13 protein-coding genes are annotated in these 18,190 nt (G+C 72.5%); 6 read left to right on the top strand and 7 right to left on the bottom strand.

What is annotated here, in order from left to right:
* Nucleotides 1-117: 117 nt before the first annotated feature.
* Nucleotides 118-900, bottom strand: a complete 783-nt coding sequence (locus ACZ7OY_RS02840; RefSeq protein ID WP_351605408.1) for a sulfite exporter TauE/SafE family protein — start codon at nucleotides 898-900, stop codon at nucleotides 118-120.
* A gap of 358 nt (nucleotides 901-1,258) precedes the next feature.
* On the opposite strand from ACZ7OY_RS02840, the gene nirB reads away from it, so the two are divergent.
* Both nirB and nirD read left to right on the top strand, forming a co-directional pair.
* Nucleotides 1,259-3,898 carry a nitrite reductase large subunit NirB gene (gene nirB / locus ACZ7OY_RS02835; protein WP_471909709.1) on the top strand — a complete coding sequence of 880 codons (2,640 nt, stop codon included), beginning with the start codon at nucleotides 1,259-1,261 and terminating at the stop codon, nucleotides 3,896-3,898.
* Nucleotides 3,895-4,245: a nitrite reductase small subunit NirD gene (gene nirD / locus ACZ7OY_RS02830; protein ID WP_471909708.1), complete on the top strand. Its 351-nt coding sequence runs from the start codon at nucleotides 3,895-3,897 to the stop codon at nucleotides 4,243-4,245. Before nirB ends, nirD begins: the two co-directional genes overlap by 4 nt.
* Nucleotides 4,246-4,347: 102 nt before the next feature.
* Here the strand turns inward: nirD and ACZ7OY_RS02825 are convergent, their stop codons facing one another.
* Nucleotides 4,348-5,274 (bottom strand): oxidoreductase, encoded by a 927-nt coding sequence (locus ACZ7OY_RS02825; RefSeq protein WP_471909707.1) that lies wholly within the window; start codon nucleotides 5,272-5,274, stop codon nucleotides 4,348-4,350.
* Nucleotides 5,275-5,358: 84 nt separating this feature from the next.
* Complete coding sequence (locus tag ACZ7OY_RS02820) at nucleotides 5,359-6,246, bottom strand: serine hydrolase (RefSeq protein ID WP_471909706.1); 888 nt, start codon at nucleotides 6,244-6,246, stop codon at nucleotides 5,359-5,361.
* A gap of 308 nt (nucleotides 6,247-6,554) precedes the next feature.
* Here ACZ7OY_RS02820 and ACZ7OY_RS02815 point away from each other — a divergent pair, with 308 nt between their 5' ends.
* Both ACZ7OY_RS02815 and ACZ7OY_RS02810 read left to right on the top strand, forming a co-directional pair.
* The gene (locus ACZ7OY_RS02815; protein WP_471909705.1) at nucleotides 6,555-7,010 is read left to right on the top strand and encodes an excalibur calcium-binding domain-containing protein; all 456 of its coding nucleotides are present in this window, start codon (nucleotides 6,555-6,557) and stop codon (nucleotides 7,008-7,010) included.
* Between the two features lie 237 nt (nucleotides 7,011-7,247).
* Entirely contained in the window at nucleotides 7,248-7,379 is a 132-nt protein-coding gene (locus ACZ7OY_RS02810; RefSeq protein WP_471909704.1) for a hypothetical protein, read from the top strand.
* Between the two features lie 30 nt (nucleotides 7,380-7,409).
* Here the strand turns inward: ACZ7OY_RS02810 and ACZ7OY_RS02805 are convergent, their stop codons facing one another.
* From ACZ7OY_RS02805 to ACZ7OY_RS02790, 4 genes are all read right to left on the bottom strand, one after another.
* Nucleotides 7,410-8,522 (bottom strand): PP2C family protein-serine/threonine phosphatase, encoded by a 1,113-nt coding sequence (locus ACZ7OY_RS02805; protein WP_471909703.1) that lies wholly within the window; start codon nucleotides 8,520-8,522, stop codon nucleotides 7,410-7,412.
* 352 nt (nucleotides 8,523-8,874) lie between these two features.
* Nucleotides 8,875-9,108 (bottom strand): hypothetical protein, encoded by a 234-nt coding sequence (locus ACZ7OY_RS02800; RefSeq protein WP_471909702.1) that lies wholly within the window; start codon nucleotides 9,106-9,108, stop codon nucleotides 8,875-8,877.
* Nucleotides 9,109-9,695: 587 nt separating this feature from the next.
* Nucleotides 9,696-12,443, bottom strand: a complete 2,748-nt coding sequence (gene ppdK / locus ACZ7OY_RS02795; protein WP_471909701.1) for a pyruvate, phosphate dikinase — start codon at nucleotides 12,441-12,443, stop codon at nucleotides 9,696-9,698.
* Nucleotides 12,444-12,890: 447 nt separating this feature from the next.
* Nucleotides 12,891-14,120 (bottom strand): ROK family protein, encoded by a 1,230-nt coding sequence (locus ACZ7OY_RS02790; protein ID WP_471909700.1) that lies wholly within the window; start codon nucleotides 14,118-14,120, stop codon nucleotides 12,891-12,893.
* 119 nt (nucleotides 14,121-14,239) lie between these two features.
* On the opposite strand from ACZ7OY_RS02790, the gene ACZ7OY_RS02785 reads away from it, so the two are divergent.
* Both ACZ7OY_RS02785 and ACZ7OY_RS02780 read left to right on the top strand, forming a co-directional pair.
* Nucleotides 14,240-15,712 carry an MGH1-like glycoside hydrolase domain-containing protein gene (locus tag ACZ7OY_RS02785; protein WP_471909699.1) on the top strand — a complete coding sequence of 491 codons (1,473 nt, stop codon included), beginning with the start codon at nucleotides 14,240-14,242 and terminating at the stop codon, nucleotides 15,710-15,712.
* Nucleotides 15,709-17,643: an amylo-alpha-1,6-glucosidase gene (locus ACZ7OY_RS02780; RefSeq protein WP_471909698.1), complete on the top strand. Its 1,935-nt coding sequence runs from the start codon at nucleotides 15,709-15,711 to the stop codon at nucleotides 17,641-17,643. The genes ACZ7OY_RS02785 and ACZ7OY_RS02780 overlap by 4 nt, the downstream gene beginning before the upstream one ends.
* Nucleotides 17,644-18,190 lie beyond the last annotated feature (547 nt).

The raw sequence follows: 18,190 nt of genomic DNA, 5'->3' as shown, positions 1-18,190 counted from the left end.
GACACCGGCGGCGGCCGCCCCCGTCCACGGAGCCCGGACGACGGCCGCCGACGAAGGACACACGTCCGTCAGGACACACGTCCATCAGGACACGCATCCGCCAGGACACCCGTCCCCTCAGGCCACCCACTGCGTGTACGCCAGATTCGCCACCAGTGCCAGCACGACCGTCAGCAGCACGACCCGGACGAAGCCGCTGCCCTTCTTCAGGGCCGTGCGGGCGCCGAGGGTGCCGCCGGCCAGGTTGAAGACGGCCATGAGCGCGGCCGGCTGCCACAGCACCGTGCCCTGCCAGGCGAACATCGCGAGGGCGCCCGCGTTGGTGCAGCAGTTGACGATCTTCGCGTTGGCGGAGGCCGTCACCAGGTCGAGGTGCAGTACGGCGGTGAGGGCGAGTACCAGGAACGTACCGGTGCCGGGGCCGATGAACCCGTCGTAGAAGCCGATGCCCAGGCCCGCGAGGCCGATCGCGGCGAGGACGCGACGGCGGCCGACCGGGCCGGGCGCCGGGGCGGTGCCGAAGGCGGGGCGCAGGATCACGAAGGCCGCGACACCGAGCAGCACCACCATGATCACCGGTTTGAGCACCTCGGTGCTCATCCCGGCCGCGAAGAACGCCCCGGCCGACGACCCGGCGAGCGCGGTCAGACCGATGCGTACGGCCAGGCGCACGTCCACCGGGGTCCTGCGGACGTACGTCACCGCCGCCGCGGACGTGCCGACGATCGCGACCGCCTTGTTGGTGCCCAGCGCGTACGCCGCCGGGGTGCTCGCCGGCAGCCCGAGCAGCAGCGTGGGCAGCAGCAGGAGTCCGCCCCCGCCCACCACCGCGTCGATCCAGCCGGCCGCGAGGGCGGCGAGGCACAGGAGGGCGAGCGTGGTCAGGGGTATGTCGGGCATGACCGCGACCCTAAGGCACGGACCGGTGCACCCCACACGGACCTCGCTGTCCGCCGGACCTGCCGCCCGCCCCTCGCCGGACCACCGGCCCGCCTCCCACCGGGTCGCGGGGCCACCCCTCGCCGGGCCACCGGCCGCCTCCCACCGGGCCGCCGGTCCTCCGCCCGCGAACCCTCACACCCCGGGCCGTCCCTCGCTGAGGGCAGCGTTCCTCTCGGGAAACAGAGGTGATGCGGCAGGGAAACACCGGCCCCGCACGCTGCTGACACAGCGACACAGCCTCGGGTCCGCCGCCGCTGTCCCACCCGCTGCTCCCGCCCCGCCCACTCCACCTGCTCCCCAACGATGGAGGCTCCTGATGTCCACGACCGCAAGTGTCGGGGGCCGGTCCCGCCCCACGATCGTGCTCGTCGGCCACGGCATGGTCGGCCAGCGCTTCCTCGAAGCGCTCGCCGAACGCGGCCTGACCGCCACGCACCGGGTGGTCGTGCTGTGCGAGGAGCCGCGCCCGGCGTACGACCGGGTCGCGCTGACCTCGTACTTCTCGGGGCGGACCGCCGAGGACCTCTCCATGACCGACATGGGGTTCATCCGCGAGCACGGCATCGAGCTGCACATCGGCGACCCGGCGGAGACGATCGACCGCGCCGCGCGCACGGTGACGGCCCGCTCCGGTCTCTCCGTCGGCTACGACATCCTCGTCCTGGCCACCGGCTCGTACCCGTTCGTGCCGCCGGTCCCCCACAAGGACGCCGAGGGCTGCTTCGTCTACCGCACGATCGAGGACCTGCTCGCCATCGAGGAGTACGCGCGGACCAGGGCGACGACGGGTGCGGTGGTCGGCGGCGGGCTGCTGGGCCTGGAGGCGGCGGGCGCGCTGAAGGGCCTCGGCCTCACCAGCCACATCGTGGAGTTCGCGCCGCGCCTGATGCCCGTACAGGTCGACGAGGGCGGCGGCGCCGCGCTGTTGCGCACCATCGAGGACATGGGCCTGTCCGTCCACACCGGGGTGGGCACGCAGGAGATCGTGGTCGGCGAGGACGGCGCGGTCACCGGTATGAAGCTGTCCGACGGCTCCGAACTCGCCACCGACCTGGTGGTGTTCTCCGCCGGTGTCCGCCCCCGCGACCAGCTGGCCCGCGCCTCGGGCCTGACGGTCGGCGAACGCGGTGGCATCGCGGTCGACGAGCGGTGCCGTACGGTCGGCGATGCGCGGGTGTTCGCGATCGGCGAGTGCGCGCTGGCGGCGGACGGCCGGGTGTACGGCCTGGTCGCCCCCGGCTACGAGCAGGCGGAGACGGCGGCCGCCGCGATCGCCGCCGACGCCGCTGCCGGGGCTGTCGACGAGGCCGGGCAGCCGTCGTTCACCGGTGCCGACCTGTCCACCAAGCTGAAGCTGCTCGGCGTGGACGTGGCCTCCTTCGGCGACGCGCACGGCACCGCCTCAGACTGTCTGGACGTCGTCTACTCGGACGCCCGGGCGGGCCTGTACAAGAAGCTGGTCATCGGCCGGGACGGCACGCTGCTGGGCGGCATCCTGGTCGGTGACGCGGAGGCGTACGGCACCCTGCGCGCGTTCACCGGCTCGGTCCCGCCCGTCGCCCCCGAGCAGCTGGTGCTGCCGGCCGGTGCCGGGGGACCCGTCCAGCTGGGCCCGTCCGCGCTGCCGGACGAGGCGGTCGTCTGCTCCTGCCACAACGTCACCAAGGGCACGATCCGCGGCGCCGTCACGGAGCACTCCTGCACGACCGTGCCCGAGGTGAAGAAGTGCACCAAGGCCGGTACCGGCTGCGGCAGTTGCGTGAAGGTGCTGAGCCAGCTCGTCACCGCCGAGCTGGAGGCGAACGGCGTCGAGGTCGACAAGGGCCTGTGCGGCTGCTTCGCCCAGTCCCGCGAGGAGCTCTACGAGATCGTCCTCGCCCTGCGCGTCACCTCCTACCGGGAACTGCTGGACCGCCACGGCCGCCCGGACGCCCGGGGCGGCGACGGCTGCGAGATCTGCAAGCCCACGGTCGGCTCGATCATCGCCTCCCTCGCCCCGACGATCGGCGCGCACGGCTACGTCCTGGACGGCGAGCAGGCGGCCCTCCAGGACACCAACGACCACTTCCTCGCCAACCTCCAGAAGAACGGCTCGTACTCGGTCGTGCCGCGCATCCCGGGCGGCGAGATCACCCCCGAGAAGCTCATCGTGATCGGCGAGGTGGCCCGCGACTTCGGGCTCTACACGAAGATCACCGGCGGGCAGCGCATCGACATGTTCGGCGCCCGCGTCGAACAGCTCCCGCTGATCTGGGCCCGGCTGGTGGACGCAGGCTTCGAGTCGGGGCACGCGTACGGGAAGTCGCTGCGCACGGTCAAGTCCTGCGTGGGGCAGACCTGGTGCCGTTACGGAGTCCAGGACTCGGTCCGTATGGCGATCGACCTGGAGCTGCGCTACCGGGGCCTGAGGTCGCCGCACAAGCTCAAGTCGGCGGTGTCGGGCTGTGCCCGCGAGTGCGCGGAGGCCCAGTCGAAGGACTTCGGCATCATCGCCACCTCCAACGGCTGGAACCTGTACGTCGGCGGCAACGGCGGCGCCACCCCGCGCCACGCGGACCTGCTCGCCCAGGACCTGTCCGACGCCGAACTGGTGCGGCTGATCGACCGGTTCCTGATGTTCTACATCCGCACCGCGGACCGGCTGGAGCGCACCTCGACCTGGCTGGAGCGGATCCCGGGCGGCCTGGACCACGTCCGGGACGTGGTGGTGGAGGACTCCCTCGGCATCTGCGAGGAACTGGAGTCGCTGATGGCCGCGCACGTCTCGGCCTACCGCGACGAGTGGGCCGAGACCATCGACGACCCCGAGAAGCTGAGCCGGTTCGTGTCGTTCGTCAACGCGCCCGACACCCCCGACCCGGTCGTCGGCTTCGTCCCCGAGCGCGACCAGATCAAGCCCGACCTGCCGCTGCTGACCATCGGCACGCGCCCCCTGGAAGGAAGTGCCCCGCGATGACCCTGGCACCCGAGACGACCGCCCTGAAGGTCCGGCTGCGCCTTGCGGACTCCTGGTTCACGGTCTGCGACCTGACCGCGCTGACCCCCGGCCGGGGCCTGGCCGCGCTGCTGCCCGACGGCCGCCAGGTCGCCCTGTTCCGCGACCGGTCCGGGACGCTGTACGGCATCGACAACCGCGATCCGTTCAGCGGCGCGGCCGTCCTGTCCCGCGGGCTGACCGGCACCCACCGGGGCCGCCCGTTCGTCGCCTCTCCCCTGCTCAAGCAGCGCTTCGACCTGGTGACCGGGCAGTGCCTGGACGACGAGACGGTGCGGGTGGCGGCGTACGAGGTACAGGCCGGCTGAGGCCCGGCCCCTCCGAGGTACAGGCCGGCTGAGGCCCCGGCCCCTCGCGCCCGTCAGGGCTTGAGCCTCTCGGCGGTCGGAGCCGGGGCCGCTCGGTGGCCGTCAGGGCTTGAGCCCCTCGTACGTCACCCCCGTGAGCTCCTCGGACGCGGCCCACAGGCGCTCGCTCACCCGGTCGTCGCGGGTCCAGGAGGCCCGTCGCGACGGTGCGGGCGCCCCGCGCCACATCGCGAAGGACGGGCCGGTGAAGGAGTCGGGGCGCACGCCGGGGGCGGTGGCGGCGTACAGGCTGGGCAGCGCGCCCGCCTCGGCCGGCTGGGCGATGATGCGGTTGCCCAGCTCCATCAGCCGCTCGGCGCCCCGGCGGCCCTCCGCGCGCGGACCGGCGGTCTGGAGGTTGGTGGCCGCGTACCCGGGGTGGGCCGCCGCGGCGACCGTGTCCGAGCCGGCCGCCGCGAGCCTGCGCGCCAGTTCGTGGGTGAACAGCAGGTTGGCGGTCTTGGAGCGGGCGTAGACGATCCAACGCCGGTATCCGTGCTCGCTGTTGAGGTCGTCGATGTCGATGTTCGCGAGCGCGTGCATCATGCTGGAGACGGTCACGACCCGGGCGCCGGGGGTGGCGAGCAGCGCGGGCAGCAACAGCCCCGTGAGGGCGAAGTGCCCGAGGTGGTTGACCCCGAACTGGGTCTCGAACCCGTCGGCCGTCGTCCCGTACGGAAGCGCCATCACCCCGGCGTTGTTCACCAGCAGATCGAGCCGCTCGTACGGGAAGCGGGTCGCGAACTCCCGTACGGACGCCAGGTCGCCGAGGTCCAGCCGGGCGAACTCCACCTCGGCGCCCGGCACTTCGGCGCCGATCCGGTCCACCGCGGCCCGTCCCCGCGGCTCGCTCCGGCAGGCCACGACCACCCGGGCGCCGTGGCGGGCCAGCTCGCGCGCGGTGACGTACCCGAGCCCGCTGTTGGCTCCGGTGACGACCGCGGTACGGCCGCCCAGGCCGGGTATGTCGTGCGCGCTCCAGCCGGACATGACGTCTTCCCTCCGCAGGTCTACCTGGACCTCCACCCTAGGGCCGCCCGCGGAGAGCGGCTCGGCAGGGTGGGCCGGGCCGGGTCAGGCGGCGGCGGGCGCGTTCAGGTCCCGGTTGACGGCCCGGGCGGCGGCTTCGAGGGTGGCGACGCCGTCGGCCATCGTCCGGCTGCCGTCCGAGAGCACGGCCATCGCGTAGTCGTGGCCGCCGCCGGTGAAGGCGCCGACGCTGTTCACCCGCCAGCCGTCGGTGGCGTCCGGCAGCCAGCCGTTCTTGACGTGCACCGTCGCCGTCGCGGGAGCCCCGGCCGGGGCTCCCCAGCGCTGCTCGGGAATCACCTGGTTCATCAGGCGCAGCGCGTAGGCGCGGGCGCTGGGGCCGAGGACCGCGTTGTCCGAGGTGAGCAGCCGGAGCAGGGTCAGCTGGTCGGCGGCCGTGATCTGGGTACGCCCCCAGTGGCCGTTCGGCGCGGGCACGGTGTCCCGCATGCCGGCCAGGGTCAGGAAGCGCTGGACGCCGGCCGTCCCGATCTGGTGCCACAGGGCGTTGGTCGCGTCGTTGTCCGACTTGGTGATCATTGCGGTGGTCAGTTCCACCTCGCGGGACGTCAGGGCGCGGTGCTCGTCCGCCGTCTGCCGCAGCAGGGCCCCGAGCACCGTGACCTTGACCACGCTCGCCGAGTCGAAGGCCGCGTGGGCCCGGAAGGTGCACGAGGTCCCGGTGGTGCGGTCGTACAGGGCGAGCGCGGTGGAGCCCTGGCGTCCACGGAGCGCGGCGGCGAGGTCCTGCGACAGCCGGTCCGCGAGCCCCGGCCGCTGCGAGGTGCATGTCACGGGCGAGCCGCCGACGGACGCGCCGCCCGTGCTCGCCTGCGCCGGGGCGGCGGTGGCGAATGCGGCGAGGGCCGTCCCGGCGGTCATGGCCGCGGCCAGTCCCCGCTGGGCGAGGCGGGGTATGCGCGATGCGGGCATGGAGGTTCCGTCCTGCTCGGTGTTGCGGTCGCGGCGGCAGCGCGCACGGAGTCGGCGACGGCTGCGCGAAATGCGGGGAACGAAGGCGACGCTACAGGGACGAACAAGACCAAACGGACCAACAAATAGCACTATGTCCGCTTTGTGCAGATTTCCCGACCTGTGACATTTATCAATGAATTCACCCTTGCCATGCCACGCCCTGCGGCCCGGCAACCCCGTCCGTCACGAAAACGCCATTCCGCCACCACGAGCTGGAACCCGGCATTACGGTCATGCACGCATCCGGCACACCTTGGGGGACCGTCATGACCAACCCGTACGCCGCTCCGCCCGCGCCCCGCTGGGCACGCAAGCGCTACCTGCTGCCCGCGCTCGGCCTGGCCCTGTTCATCGGCGTCGGCATCGGCAGCAGCGGCGGCCGGAATGCGACGGGCACCGACGCAAAGCCTGCGGCCGCCGCCCCGGCGGTCACCATCACCACGACGGCGACCGCGACCCCCGTACCGGCCACCACCGTGACCGCCACGACCACCGTCGAGGTCACCCGCACCGTCACGGCCGAACCGGCGGCGGACACCGGCATCGACGACGGCAGCGTCGGCGGAAGCAGCGGCGGTGACGGCGGCAGTGACGGCGGCGGAAGCGCCTACTACGCCAACTGCACCGCGGCCCGAGCCGCCGGAGCGGCCCCGCTGCACGCAGGCGACCCCGGCTACGACTCCCACCTCGACCGCGACGGAGACGGCGTCGCCTGCGAATGACCATGGGCCTAGGGGGGTTGGGCCGGCCACGAGGACGACCCCCGCCTCGTCCGGGCACCACTGGACGCCGACGACGCGTCACGTCCCGAGACGCACGGCCGGTGTTACGGGGGCCCGCGCGGCCTGCTCGACTTCGACGGCGCGCGCGCCCGCGCCGCACAGCCGGCCGCGACGCTCGACCCGGACGAGGCCGCCGGGACCCCGTACCGGAAGCGGCGGCCCGAGTGGGTGATCCCCATGGACCACCTGCTCACCCTGGACGGAGCGTGGATCCGCTCCACACGGGACGACTACCTCGACCTCGCCAACGCCTACCTGGACGGCCTGGCCCCGGACGTCATCGTCGTCCGCCTGCGCATCCACTGCTGACGGACCGTCCGCGGAGCCGGCCGGCCGGGTTCACAGGCGCACGACGACCAGGGCGGTGTCGTCGGTGGCGTCGCCGGGCGGGAGCAGGTCGCCGAGCACCGCGTCGGCGAGGCTCTCGCAGTCGTCCGTGTGGTGACGGGCCAGGGAATCGGCGAGCCGGGCGAGGCCGACGTCGATGTCCTCGCGGCGGCGTTCGATCAGACCGTCGGTGTAGAGGACGAGGACGTCGCCCTCGTGGAAGGCCGCGGCAGCCTGGATCCGGGGGGCGTGCCGGGGGCGGGCCGCGAGCGGGGGGTCGGTGGCCCGGTCCAGGAACTCGACGCTCCCGTCCGCCCGGGCGAGGGCCGGCGGGAGGTGACCGGCGCTGCTGTAGGTGATGGTGTGGGTGTCCCAGTCGACGAATGCCGTGGCCACCGTGGTGTTCTCGGCGCCGTCGATGGTCCGGGCGTACAGTCCCAGGACTTCCAGGGCGCGGGCGGGGCCCGCGGAGACGAGGCAGGCCGCGCTGAGGGCACTGCGCAGTTGTCCCATGACGCCGGCCGCGGGCAGGCCGTGCCCGACGACATCGCCGACGGCGACGGCGATGCGGTCGCCCGGCCGGTCGATGAGGTCGTACCAGTCTCCGGCCACGTTCAGCGCCGCGGCGGCGGGCCGGTAGCGCACGGCCGCGTGGTGGCGGCCGACCGGGCGGGGAACGGGCAGCATGGCCTTCTGCAGGGACAGCGCGACTTCGCGGGCGCGGATGAGCTCGGTGACCTCCTCCACCCGGTGCAGCAGCAGGGCCACCCGCCCGTCCGGACCGAGGACGGGAATGTTGATCTGGGTCCAGTACCGGTCGTTCAGTGCTCCGGGCCGTTCGGGGTTCTCCTCGGTGTGCCGCAGCGCCATGGTGTCGCTCTCGCCGGTTGCCGCCGCCCGGATCAGTGACGCCTGGACCCTGGACGTGAGGGTCGCGACAGTGGCGTCCGGATCGTCGCGGAAGTCGTCGGGTAGGTACTTGCCGATGACCTGCTCGCGGGTGCGGCCCACCGTGTGCAGGAACGCGTCGTTGGCGTCCACGTAGATCAGCCGCGGCGTCAGCAGTGCCACCGCTCCGGGAAGGGCCCGGAACACCGCCGCGTAGTCGATCTCTGGTTCCGCCACGTCTTTCCCGCCTCGACGTCGCCACTGGCGTGCATGTCCGACGGGGTGCCCCTCGCACGGCCGGCACGGACAGCACCCCAGACCAGCATGTGTCCGGCCCGCGACCTCCGCATCCGGGACCACGGCACCCGGGACCACGGCACCCGGGACCGGCAAGCGCATACCTCACGGCCGCGGCCCTTGGCAGCTCCAGCCCAAAGCCGCTCCCTCCGACCTCATCGGGCCCGTGTGCGATCGTCACGCCTCCCAGGTACGTTGAGCCGTCAGCCGAAGGGGAACGCTCGCGAGGGAGCGCCCCGCAACGCGTGGCTGCGGGGCGCCGATCCACTTTCACAACGGGCCCCAGTGGGGTTTAGTCGACCGTCCGCCCGTCGTACATACCGCCCCTGCAGGTCGGGAGCACGGGCGTCGACCGATCGATCGTTCCGCCGCCGTCCGTGCACTCACCCGGGGTGACGCTGGCCGGGGCGACGCTGGCCAGGGTGACGCTGCCGGCGGTGGCGCTGGCGGTGGCGGCGCCTGTGAGGCCGAGTCCGGCGAGGGCTGCCGTGGCGAAGACTGCGGCGAGGATTCGTCGAATGCGCATTTGGTTCGCCTTTCACAGATTGCCTCGGTTGGGGCACTAGCCAGCTTGATCTTCACCCATATGGGTGGCACGTCATGTTGGGCCATTCGGGTGACAGTGTTGTCGGGTGCGGGGTCGGTGACGCGACCCGTCGGAGCGGATGGAAGCCCGTGCCACATCCGTGCCGGAAAGAGCGGATCCCAGCGGTCAAGACCCTCGGGTGCCTGCTCGGGCTTGAGTTGCGCCGCGTCGGCAGCGGCAAGCGGATGACCTTCGGTAAGTCCGGTGAAGCCACCCTGACTCAGTGGATGGCGGAGCCTGCGAGTGTGCTGGATCGAGCGGGACGAACCGTGGGCCATGGAGTCGCAGCTCACCCAGCCGCGCCCGGAGGGCACAACGAGGGCACAACGGTCTCGCATGGGTTCAACGGCAGCCAACGTCGGCCAACACCGTTTCCCCTGGTCAGCGGCGTACCTTGACAGTCGCCGCAGAGAATGCCCGAAGGGGCGGCACCCCCGCACAGGGTGTCGCCCCTTCTTTTCGAGCACCGGGTCCGCCGCTCATCGGTGAGGGTCGGGGACGAGCGGCGGGCCCGGATCCGGGTGGGATCAGCGGTGGTCGCTGCCCGCCGACTGGGTGGCCGCGCGGCCCGCCTCCAGGCGGGCCACCGGGATGCGGAACGGGGAGCAGGAGACGTAGTCGAGTCCCACCTCGTGGAAGAAGTGGACCGACTCCGGGTCGCCGCCGTGCTCGCCGCAGACGCCGAGCTTGAGGTCGGGGCGGGTGTCGCGGCCCGCCTTGGCCGCGGCCTTGACCAGGGAGCCGACGCCGTCGTTGTCGATCGTCTCGAAGGGGCTGACGCCGAAGATGCCCTTCTCCAGGTAGGCCGTGAAGAAGGAGGCCTCCACGTCGTCGCGGCTGAAGCCCCACACCGTCTGGGTGAGGTCGTTCGTGCCGAAGGAGAAGAACTCCGCCGCCTCGGCGATCTGACCGGCGGTCAGCGCGGCGCGCGGCAGCTCGATCATGGTGCCGATGGCCAGCTTCAGCTCGACGCCGGTGGCGGCCTGCACCTCGGCGATGACCTGGTCGGCCTCCTCGCGGACGATCTCCAGCTCCTGGACCGTGCCGACCAGCGGGATCATGATCTCGGCGCGCGGGTCGCCCTTGGCGTTCCTGCGCTCGGCGGCGGCCTCGGCGATGGCCCGTACCTGCATGGTGAACAGGCCGGGGATGACCAGGCCGAGACGCACCCCGCGCAGGCCCAGCATCGGGTTCTGCTCGTGCAGCCGGTGGACGGCCTGGAGCAGGCGCAGCTCGTTCTCGTGCGGGTCCTTGCGGGCCTCGGCGAGCGCGACGCGCACCGACAGCTCGGTGATGTCGGGCAGGAACTCGTGCAGCGGCGGGTCCAGGAGACGGACCGTCACCGGCAGGCCGTCCATCGCCTCGAACAGCTCGACGAAGTCCTGCTTCTGGAGCGGGAGCAGCTCCTTCAGGGACTCCTCGCGCTCGGCGTCCGTGTCGGCCAGGATCAGCCGCTCCACCAGCTCGCGCCGGTCGCCGAGGAACATGTGCTCGGTGCGGCACAGGCCGATGCCCTGGGCGCCGAAACGGCGGGCGCGCAGCGCGTCCTCGGCGTTGTCGGCGTTGGCGCGCACCCGCAGCCGGCGCTTGCGGTCGGCGAACGCCATGATCCGGTGCACGGCCTCGACCAGCTCGTCGGCGTCGTCGGCGCCCGCGTGCATACGGCCCTCGAAGTACTCCACGACCGGGGAGGGGACGACGGGCACCTCGCCGAGGTACACCTTGCCGCTGGACCCGTCGATGGAGATGACGTCGCCCTCCTCGACGACGTGCCCGCCGGGGACCGTCATCCGACGGCGCTTGGTGTCGACCTCCAGCTCCTCGGCGCCGCAGACACAGGTCTTGCCCATGCCGCGGGCGACCACGGCCGCGTGGGAGGTCTTGCCGCCGCGCGAGGTGAGGATGCCCTCGGCCGCGATCATGCCGTCGAGGTCGTCGGGGTTGGTCTCGCGGCGGACCAGGATGACCTTCTCGCCCGAGCGGGACCACTTGACGGCGGTGTACGAGTCGAAGACCGCCTTGCCGACCGCCGCGCCCGGGGAGGCGGCGATGCCCCGGCCGACCTGCGCGGCCTTCGCGTTCTCGTCGAAGCGCGGGAACATCAGCTGGGCCAGCTGGGCCCCGGTGACCCGCTGGAGCGCCTCGGTCTCGTCGATGAGGCCCTGGTCGACCAGCTGGGTGGCGATCCGGAAGGCAGCGCCCGCGGTGCGCTTGCCGACGCGGGTCTGGAGCATCCACAGCTGGCCGCGCTCGATGGTGAACTCGATGTCGCAGAGATCCTTGTAGTGGTTCTCCAGGGTCTCCATGATCTGCATGAGCTGGTCGTACGACTTCTTGTCGATCGACTCCAGCTCGGCGAGCGGGACCGTGTTGCGGATACCGGCGACGACGTCCTCGCCCTGGGCGTTCTGGAGGTAGTCGCCGTAGACGCCCTGGTGGCCGGAGGCGGGGTCACGGGTGAAGGCGACACCGGTGCCGGAGTCGGGGCCGAGGTTGCCGAAGACCATCGAGCAGACGTTGACGGCGGTGCCCAGGTCGTGCGGGATGCGCTCCTGGCGGCGGTAGAGCTTGGCGCGGTCGCCGTTCCAGGAGTCGAAGACCGCCTTGATGGCGAGGTCCATCTGCTCGCGCGGGTCCTGAGGGAAGTCCCGGCCGGCCTCGGTCTTGACGATCCGCTTGAACCGGGTGACCAGCTTCTTCAGGTCCGCGGCCTCCAGCTCGGTGTCGACCGTGACCTTCTTGGTCTCCTTGGCCTTGTCCAGCGCGTCCTCGAAGAGCTCCCCGTCGACGCCGAGGACCGTCTTGCCGAACATCTGGATGAGGCGGCGGTAGGAGTCCCAGGCGAACCGCTCGTCGCCGGACTGCTGGACGAGGCCCTGCACCGACTTGTCGGAGAGGCCGATGTTCAGGACGGTGTCCATCATGCCGGGCATGGAGAACTTCGCCCCGGAGCGGACCGACACCAGGAGCGGGTCGTCGGCCTGGCCGAGCTTCTTGCCCATGGCCGCTTCGAGCGCTGCGAGGTGTGCACTCACCTCGTCACGCAGTGCCGCGGGCTCCTCGCCACTGTCGAGGTAGGTCTTGCAGGCCTCGGTGGTGATCGTGAAGCCCGGGGGGACCGGAAGGCCCAGGTTGGTCATCTCGGCGAGGTTGGCACCCTTGCCGCCGAGGAGGTCTTTGAGGTCCTTGTTGCCCTCGGTGAAGTCGTAGACGAACTTCACGGCCTCAACGCTGGTGGCGTCCTCGGCTACCTGGGGTTCTTTGTTTTCCGACACGGGTCTCGACTCCTCGAGGACGCGGTGGCTGCCCTGACGGGCAGGAACATACCCAGATCGAAGGCGCCTGGGTACGTCCACTTGTGCGTCATGCGCCTGTAACTCGACGTCCGCCAGCGGATCGAAAGTCAAAGCTTGGCAAGCGTCAAGCAGCTGATGTTTTCATTTCTTGAACACAACATGGGCCATAGGCAGACCATATCGCTCATGTGAGCATCTCTCGTCACGTCTGAGTTCGATCGATGAACGATCAAGGGGTGGCACTCAGTGCCACCCCTTGGAGAAGTGCAGTCGCCCAAGATTCGCTCATGTGAGCGCAACCCTTATCAAGGGTGGCGAGAATCACGCTTTCACAGACGACCGGTTTTCACCATGCGGACGGGTCCCCGGACACGAAACACCCTCGTCATCCGCCCCACACACCGTCCGCCCCACACACCGTCCGCCTCACACACCGAGCGCCAGCAGCCGTTCCTCCACCCGCTCCGGCGCGTACAGGTGCTCCACGACCATCGCGGCGGCGCCCACCAGCCCGGCCCGTTCGCCGAGCGCCGAGGTCACCACGTCCAGCCGGGCCGTGGAGCGCGGCAGCGCCCGCTGGTACAGCAGTTCCCGCACCCCGGTGAGGAAGGGGGTTCCGGCCAGATCCCCGGCGATCATCAGCACACCGGGGTTGAAGAGCGTCACGACGGTCGCCAGCACGTCCCCGACGCTGCGCCCGGCCTCGCGGGCCAGCGCCGCGGCCTCGGGGTGCCCGGCCGCGAGCAGGTCGCGCACGTCCGAGCCGGACGCGGCCGGCACTCCGGCCTCGACGAGCCTGCGGGCCACCGCGCCGCCGCTGGCGACCGCGGCCAGGCAGCCGCGGGAACCGCACCGGCACAGCGCGTCGGCGCCCACCCGGATGTGCCCGATGTCGCCGGCGCCGCCGTCGATCCCCCGGTAGACCGCGCCGTCCACCACCATCCCGGCGCCGATGCCGGTCGACACCTTGACCAGCATGAACGCGGAGCAGTCCGGGTGTCCGGTGCGCTGTTCGCCGTACGCCATGAGGTTGGCGTCGTTGTCGACGAGGACCGGCACGCCCGTGGCGCCGGTGTGCTCGGTCAGGGCGCGGGACAGCCGGCCCCGTATGTCGTACCCGTCCCAGCCGGGCATGATCGGCGGCTGGACCACCCGGCCGGTCTCGGTGTCGACCGGGCCCGGCACCGCGAGACCGATGCCGCAGACCTCGCCGGGCGCGTGCCCCGCCTTGTCCAGCAGCTGGGCGAACCACCGGCCCAGTTCGCCCAGGACGGCGTCCGGGCCGTCCTCGACGACCAGCGTGCCGGAGTGCTCGGCGAGTATCTCGCCGGTGAGGGTGAGGACGGCGGCGCGCGCGTGCCGGGTGTCGAGGTCCCCGGCGAGGACGACCGCGTGGGCGTCGTCGAACTCCAGGGTGATGGAGGGGCGGCCGCCCAGCGGGGAGTCCACCGGACCGCCCGCGCCCTCGCGCAGCCAGCCCGCGCGGAAGAGCCGGTCGAGGCGCTGGCCGACGGTGGCCCGGGAGAGCCCGGTCACCTGCTGGAGGGCTCCGCGCGTCGTGGCCCGGCCCGTGCGCACCAGTTCGAGCAGGTCGCCGGCGCTCGCCTGGCTCCCCGCCCTGGTGACCCTTCCCGCTCTGCCCGGACGTCCGGTCATGCCCACCCCCTTGTGTTTCTCAAGCCTGCATTACATATTGAGTTTTGCGTGTTAAATAGACGTAACTCTACGGTAGCCACTGCCGAACCGGTCCGCCCAACGTCTTCGGGGAGCCCCGAGTGGATCGCACCGCCCAGCTCAGTGCCCGACCCCGTCCGACGGGGCTTGCCGTTGCATACGATCCGCCGGTCGCGGCCGCACCGCTGCACCTCAGAGCCGCGCAGGTGCTGGACGGCAACTGGACGGGAACATCCACGGTGCCCTCGCACAGCCTGTACCCGCACCAGTGGTCCTGGGACTCGGCGTTCATCGCGATCGGCCTGCGGCACGTCTCGCCGCTGCGGGCCCAGACGGAGCTGGAGACGCTGCTGGCCGCCCAGTGGGACGACGGGCGGGTCCCGCACATCGTCTTCAACCCCTCCGTGCCGCTCGACGCGTACTTCCCCAGCCCCGACTTCTGGCGCTCCTCGACCGCGGGGCGCACCGCGGGCGCCCCGCGCACCGTACAGACCTCGGGCATCGTGCAGCCACCGGTGCACGCGCTGGCCGCCTGGCTGGTGCACTGCGCCGACCCGGTGCTGTCCCGGGCGCGCGGCTTCCTGACCCGGCTCCACCCGCGGCTGGCGGCCTGGCACCGCTATCTCCTGCACCGCCGGGACCTGGGCGGGGGCGGGCTGGCGTCCGTCGTCCACCCCTGGGAGCAGGGCATGGACAACAGCCCCTGCTGGGACGCCCCGCTCGCCCGGATCACCCCGGCACCGGCCCGCTCCTTCCGCCGCGCCGACCTCGACCACGGCGCCGCCGAGGACCGGCCCACGGACCTGGACTACGGGCGGTACGTGCGGCTGGCGACGAACTACCGGGACCGGGGGTACGACGACAACCCGGGCGCCCCCGCCGATTCCGGGGGCGGCCGCGGGACGGGTGCCTTCGCCGTGGAGGACCCGGCCTTCAACGCCCTGCTGATCGCCTCCGAGTTCGCGCTGGCGCGCATCGCGCACGAGCTCGGCGCGACCGGCACCGCCCGCCGCGCCCGCGCGCAGCGGCTGACGGCGGCGCTGGTGGAGCGGCTGTGGGACCCGGCGGAGGGCATGTTCCTCTGCCGGGACGTCCGCGCGGGCCGGCCGATCCCCGAGCGCAGCGTCTCCGGCCTGGTCCCGCTGCTGCTGCCCGGCCTCCCGCGCGACATCGTCAGCGCGCTCGTGCGCACCCTCGGCGGTCCCCGTTTCGGACTGGGCGACAGCACCCGGCTGGTCCCGAGCTACGACCTGCTCGGCGAGGCCTTCGACCCGCACCGCTACTGGCGGGGGCCTGCCTGGTTCAACACCGCCTGGCTGCTGGAGCGCGGGCTGCGGCTGCACGGCGAACAGCCGCGGGCCGACGCGCTGCGCACGGCGGCCCTGGAGACCGCCGACGCGACCGGGTTCGCGGAGTACGTGGACCCGTACACCGGCGAGGCGTGCGGCGCGACCGGCTTCAGCTGGACCGCGGCGCTCACGCTCGATCTGCTCCACGAGCCCTTCGGACACGGCGTGTCCGTCCCGGGCAACGGCACGTTCGACATGAGAGACAAGGGAGGGGACCGAGGATGACGGACCGGCTTCATCTGCTCGTGTACGGCGGCACGTTCGCCGTCGTGGGCGACGGTGGGGACATCAGCGGCGTACGCGGCGGCTCCCCCGACGGGCTGTTCCTGCGCGACGCCCGGCACCTCAGCCGCTGGCAGCTGACGGTCGACGGCGCGGTGCCGGAGGCGCTGTCGCCGGTCGCGGACGGGGACACCGCTCGCTGCGTCCTGGTGCCGCGCGGCGGCCGCGCCGACACGCCCGCGTACACGCTGTTCCGTGAACAGGCCGTGGGCGACGGCTCGTTCGTCGAGACGCTGCGGGTCACCAGCAACCGGCCGGTGCCCACCACCGTCCGGCTGGCAATCACCGCGGACGCCGACTTCACCGACCAGTTCGAACTGCGCTCCGACCACCGCACCTACGCCAAGGCCGGCGCGACCCGCTCCCGGCAGGTCCTCGACGACGGCGTGGAGTTCACCTACCGGCGCGGGGAATGGCGTTCCTGTACGACGGTGACGGCCGAGCCCGTGCCCGACGGCGTCGAGGAGACCGGCACCGGCGCCCGGCGGCTGGTGTGGACCCTGGAGCTGGAGCCGCACGGCACGGCCGAACTGACCCTGCGGGTGATGGCCAGGCCGCACGGCGAGAAGCGGGCCCTGCGAGTGCCGCGCTCGCCCGCCGCCCTCACCGAGCAGCTCCTCGCCCTGGAGGGCGACTTCGTGGAGGGCGTGGCCTTCCCGACCGGCTGGCCGGAGCTGGCGGCGGCGTGCGCCCGGGGCCTGGCCGACCTCGCCTCGCTCCAGGTGCCGGCGACCGGCCCGGACGGCGAGGAGCTGCGGGTGCCCGCGGCGGGCGCCCCGTGGTTCCTGGCCCTGCTCGGCCGCGACGCCCTGCTGACCTCGCTGTTCGCCCTGCCCTACCGTCCCCAGCTGGCCGCCGCCACGCTCCCGGCGCTCGCCGCGGCCCAGGCCACGGACACCGCGGTGACGTCGGTGTCGCAGCCCGGCAAGATCGTGCACGAGCTGCGGCACGGCGAACTGGCCCACTTCGGGCAGGTCCCGTACGGCCGTTACTACGGTTCGGTCGACGCGACGCCGTTGTTCCTCGTCCTGCTCGGCGCGTACGTCGAGCACACCGGGGACACCGCCCTGGCCCGGCGCCTGGAGTCGCACGCCCGCGCGGCCGTCGGCTGGATGCTGGACCACGGCGGACTGACCTCCCGCGGCTACCTCGTGTACCGCGCCGACCAGGGCGGTCTGGCCAACCAGAACTGGAAGGACTCCCCCGGGGCCATCTGCCACGCCGACGGCACCCGCGCCCGCGGCACGGTGATGGCGGCCGGGGCCCAGGGCTACGCCTACGACGCCCTGCGCCGCACGGCCTGGGTCGCGCGCACCGCCTGGGCGGACGAGGTCTACGCGGCCCTGCTGGAACAGGCGGCCGCCGATCTGCGCGACCGTTTCCAGCGGGACTTCTGGATGCGCGAGCACTCCTTCCCGGCGCTGGCCCTGGACGGCGAGGGCCGTCAGGTCGACGCGCTGGCCTCGGACGCCGGGCATCTGCTGTGGTCGGGCCTGCTGGACAAGGAGTACGGGAAGGCCGTCGGCCGTCGGCTGCTGGAGCCGGACTTCTTCTCCGGCTGGGGCGTACGCACCCTCGCCTCCGGGCAGCCGGCGTACCACCCGCTGTCGTACCACCGCGGCTCGGTCTGGCCGCACGACAACGCGCTGATCACCCTGGGGCTGGCCCGCTACGGACTGCACGACGAGGCCCGTACGGTCGCCCACGGCCTGGTGGACGCGGCCACCGCGACCGGGCACCGTCTTCCCGAGGTGCTCGCGGGCTACGGCCGCGAGAGCCACGCGGAGCCGGTCCCCTACCCGCACGCGTGTGTACGGGAGTCCCGGTCGGCGGCGGCCCCGCTCGCCCTGCTCACCGCGGTCGGTGGTGCGTAGGGCCCTTCCTGTGGGATGTTGACGAGGCGTTTGCCGGGTGTTTGCCCTGGCTCGTGAACGGGCACCGCGGACAGACCGTACGGGATGACGGCGGGCCGGCCTCCCCAGCGAGGCCCGCCGCTCCCTCACGCGCCTCGCACGGAAGGACCTCCGTTGTCCCAGCACACGAGCAGCCGTCAGGAACCGGACGCGGCAGTGGTTGCCGCGGACGAGCTCCTGACCCCGGACATCGACGAGGGGGCGCCTGCCACGGCGGAGAGCGAGCCCGCACGACGGAGCACGTCCCCGGACCCGGACCCGGCCGAGGACGCGGAACCGACGGCCGCCGAGGCAGCGGGCGAGGCGGCGGAGCCCGGAACCGGGCAGAACTCCGGCACCGACACCGAGACCGAGACCGACGCCGACACCGACACCGGTCAGCAGGACGGGGAAGCGGCCGGGGAAGGCGAACCGGCGTCGGCCGACGCCGACGCCGTCACCGGTGCCAGCACCGGCACCGGCACGCAAGCCGCTTCGGAAGACGCGCCCGCAGTCGCGTCCGACGCCG

This window comes from Streptomyces sp. NPDC107559 (assembly GCF_055657365.1).
The sequence above is the reverse complement of the archived record's forward strand: the minus strand, read 5'-3'. Positions and strand labels throughout refer to the sequence as shown.

What these genes read in the sequence shown, in the direction of transcription:
- ACZ7OY_RS02840 (WP_351605408.1), bottom strand. Translation starts at nt 900, where the DNA reads ATGCCCGACATACCCCTGACCACGCTCGCCCTCCTGTGCCTCGCCGCC.
- nirB (WP_471909709.1), top strand. Translation starts at nt 1,259, where the DNA reads ATGTCCACGACCGCAAGTGTCGGGGGCCGGTCCCGCCCCACGATCGTG.
- nirD (WP_471909708.1), top strand. Translation starts at nt 3,895, where the DNA reads ATGACCCTGGCACCCGAGACGACCGCCCTGAAGGTCCGGCTGCGCCTT.
- ACZ7OY_RS02825 (WP_471909707.1), bottom strand. Translation starts at nt 5,274, where the DNA reads ATGTCCGGCTGGAGCGCGCACGACATACCCGGCCTGGGCGGCCGTACC.
- ACZ7OY_RS02820 (WP_471909706.1), bottom strand. Translation starts at nt 6,246, where the DNA reads ATGCCCGCATCGCGCATACCCCGCCTCGCCCAGCGGGGACTGGCCGCG.
- ACZ7OY_RS02815 (WP_471909705.1), top strand. Translation starts at nt 6,555, where the DNA reads ATGACCAACCCGTACGCCGCTCCGCCCGCGCCCCGCTGGGCACGCAAG.
- ACZ7OY_RS02810 (WP_471909704.1), top strand. Translation starts at nt 7,248, where the DNA reads ATGGACCACCTGCTCACCCTGGACGGAGCGTGGATCCGCTCCACACGG.
- ACZ7OY_RS02800 (WP_471909702.1), bottom strand. Translation starts at nt 9,108, where the DNA reads ATGCGCATTCGACGAATCCTCGCCGCAGTCTTCGCCACGGCAGCCCTC.
- ACZ7OY_RS02790 (WP_471909700.1), bottom strand. Translation starts at nt 14,120, where the DNA reads ATGACCGGACGTCCGGGCAGAGCGGGAAGGGTCACCAGGGCGGGGAGC.
- ACZ7OY_RS02780 (WP_471909698.1), top strand. Translation starts at nt 15,709, where the DNA reads ATGACGGACCGGCTTCATCTGCTCGTGTACGGCGGCACGTTCGCCGTC.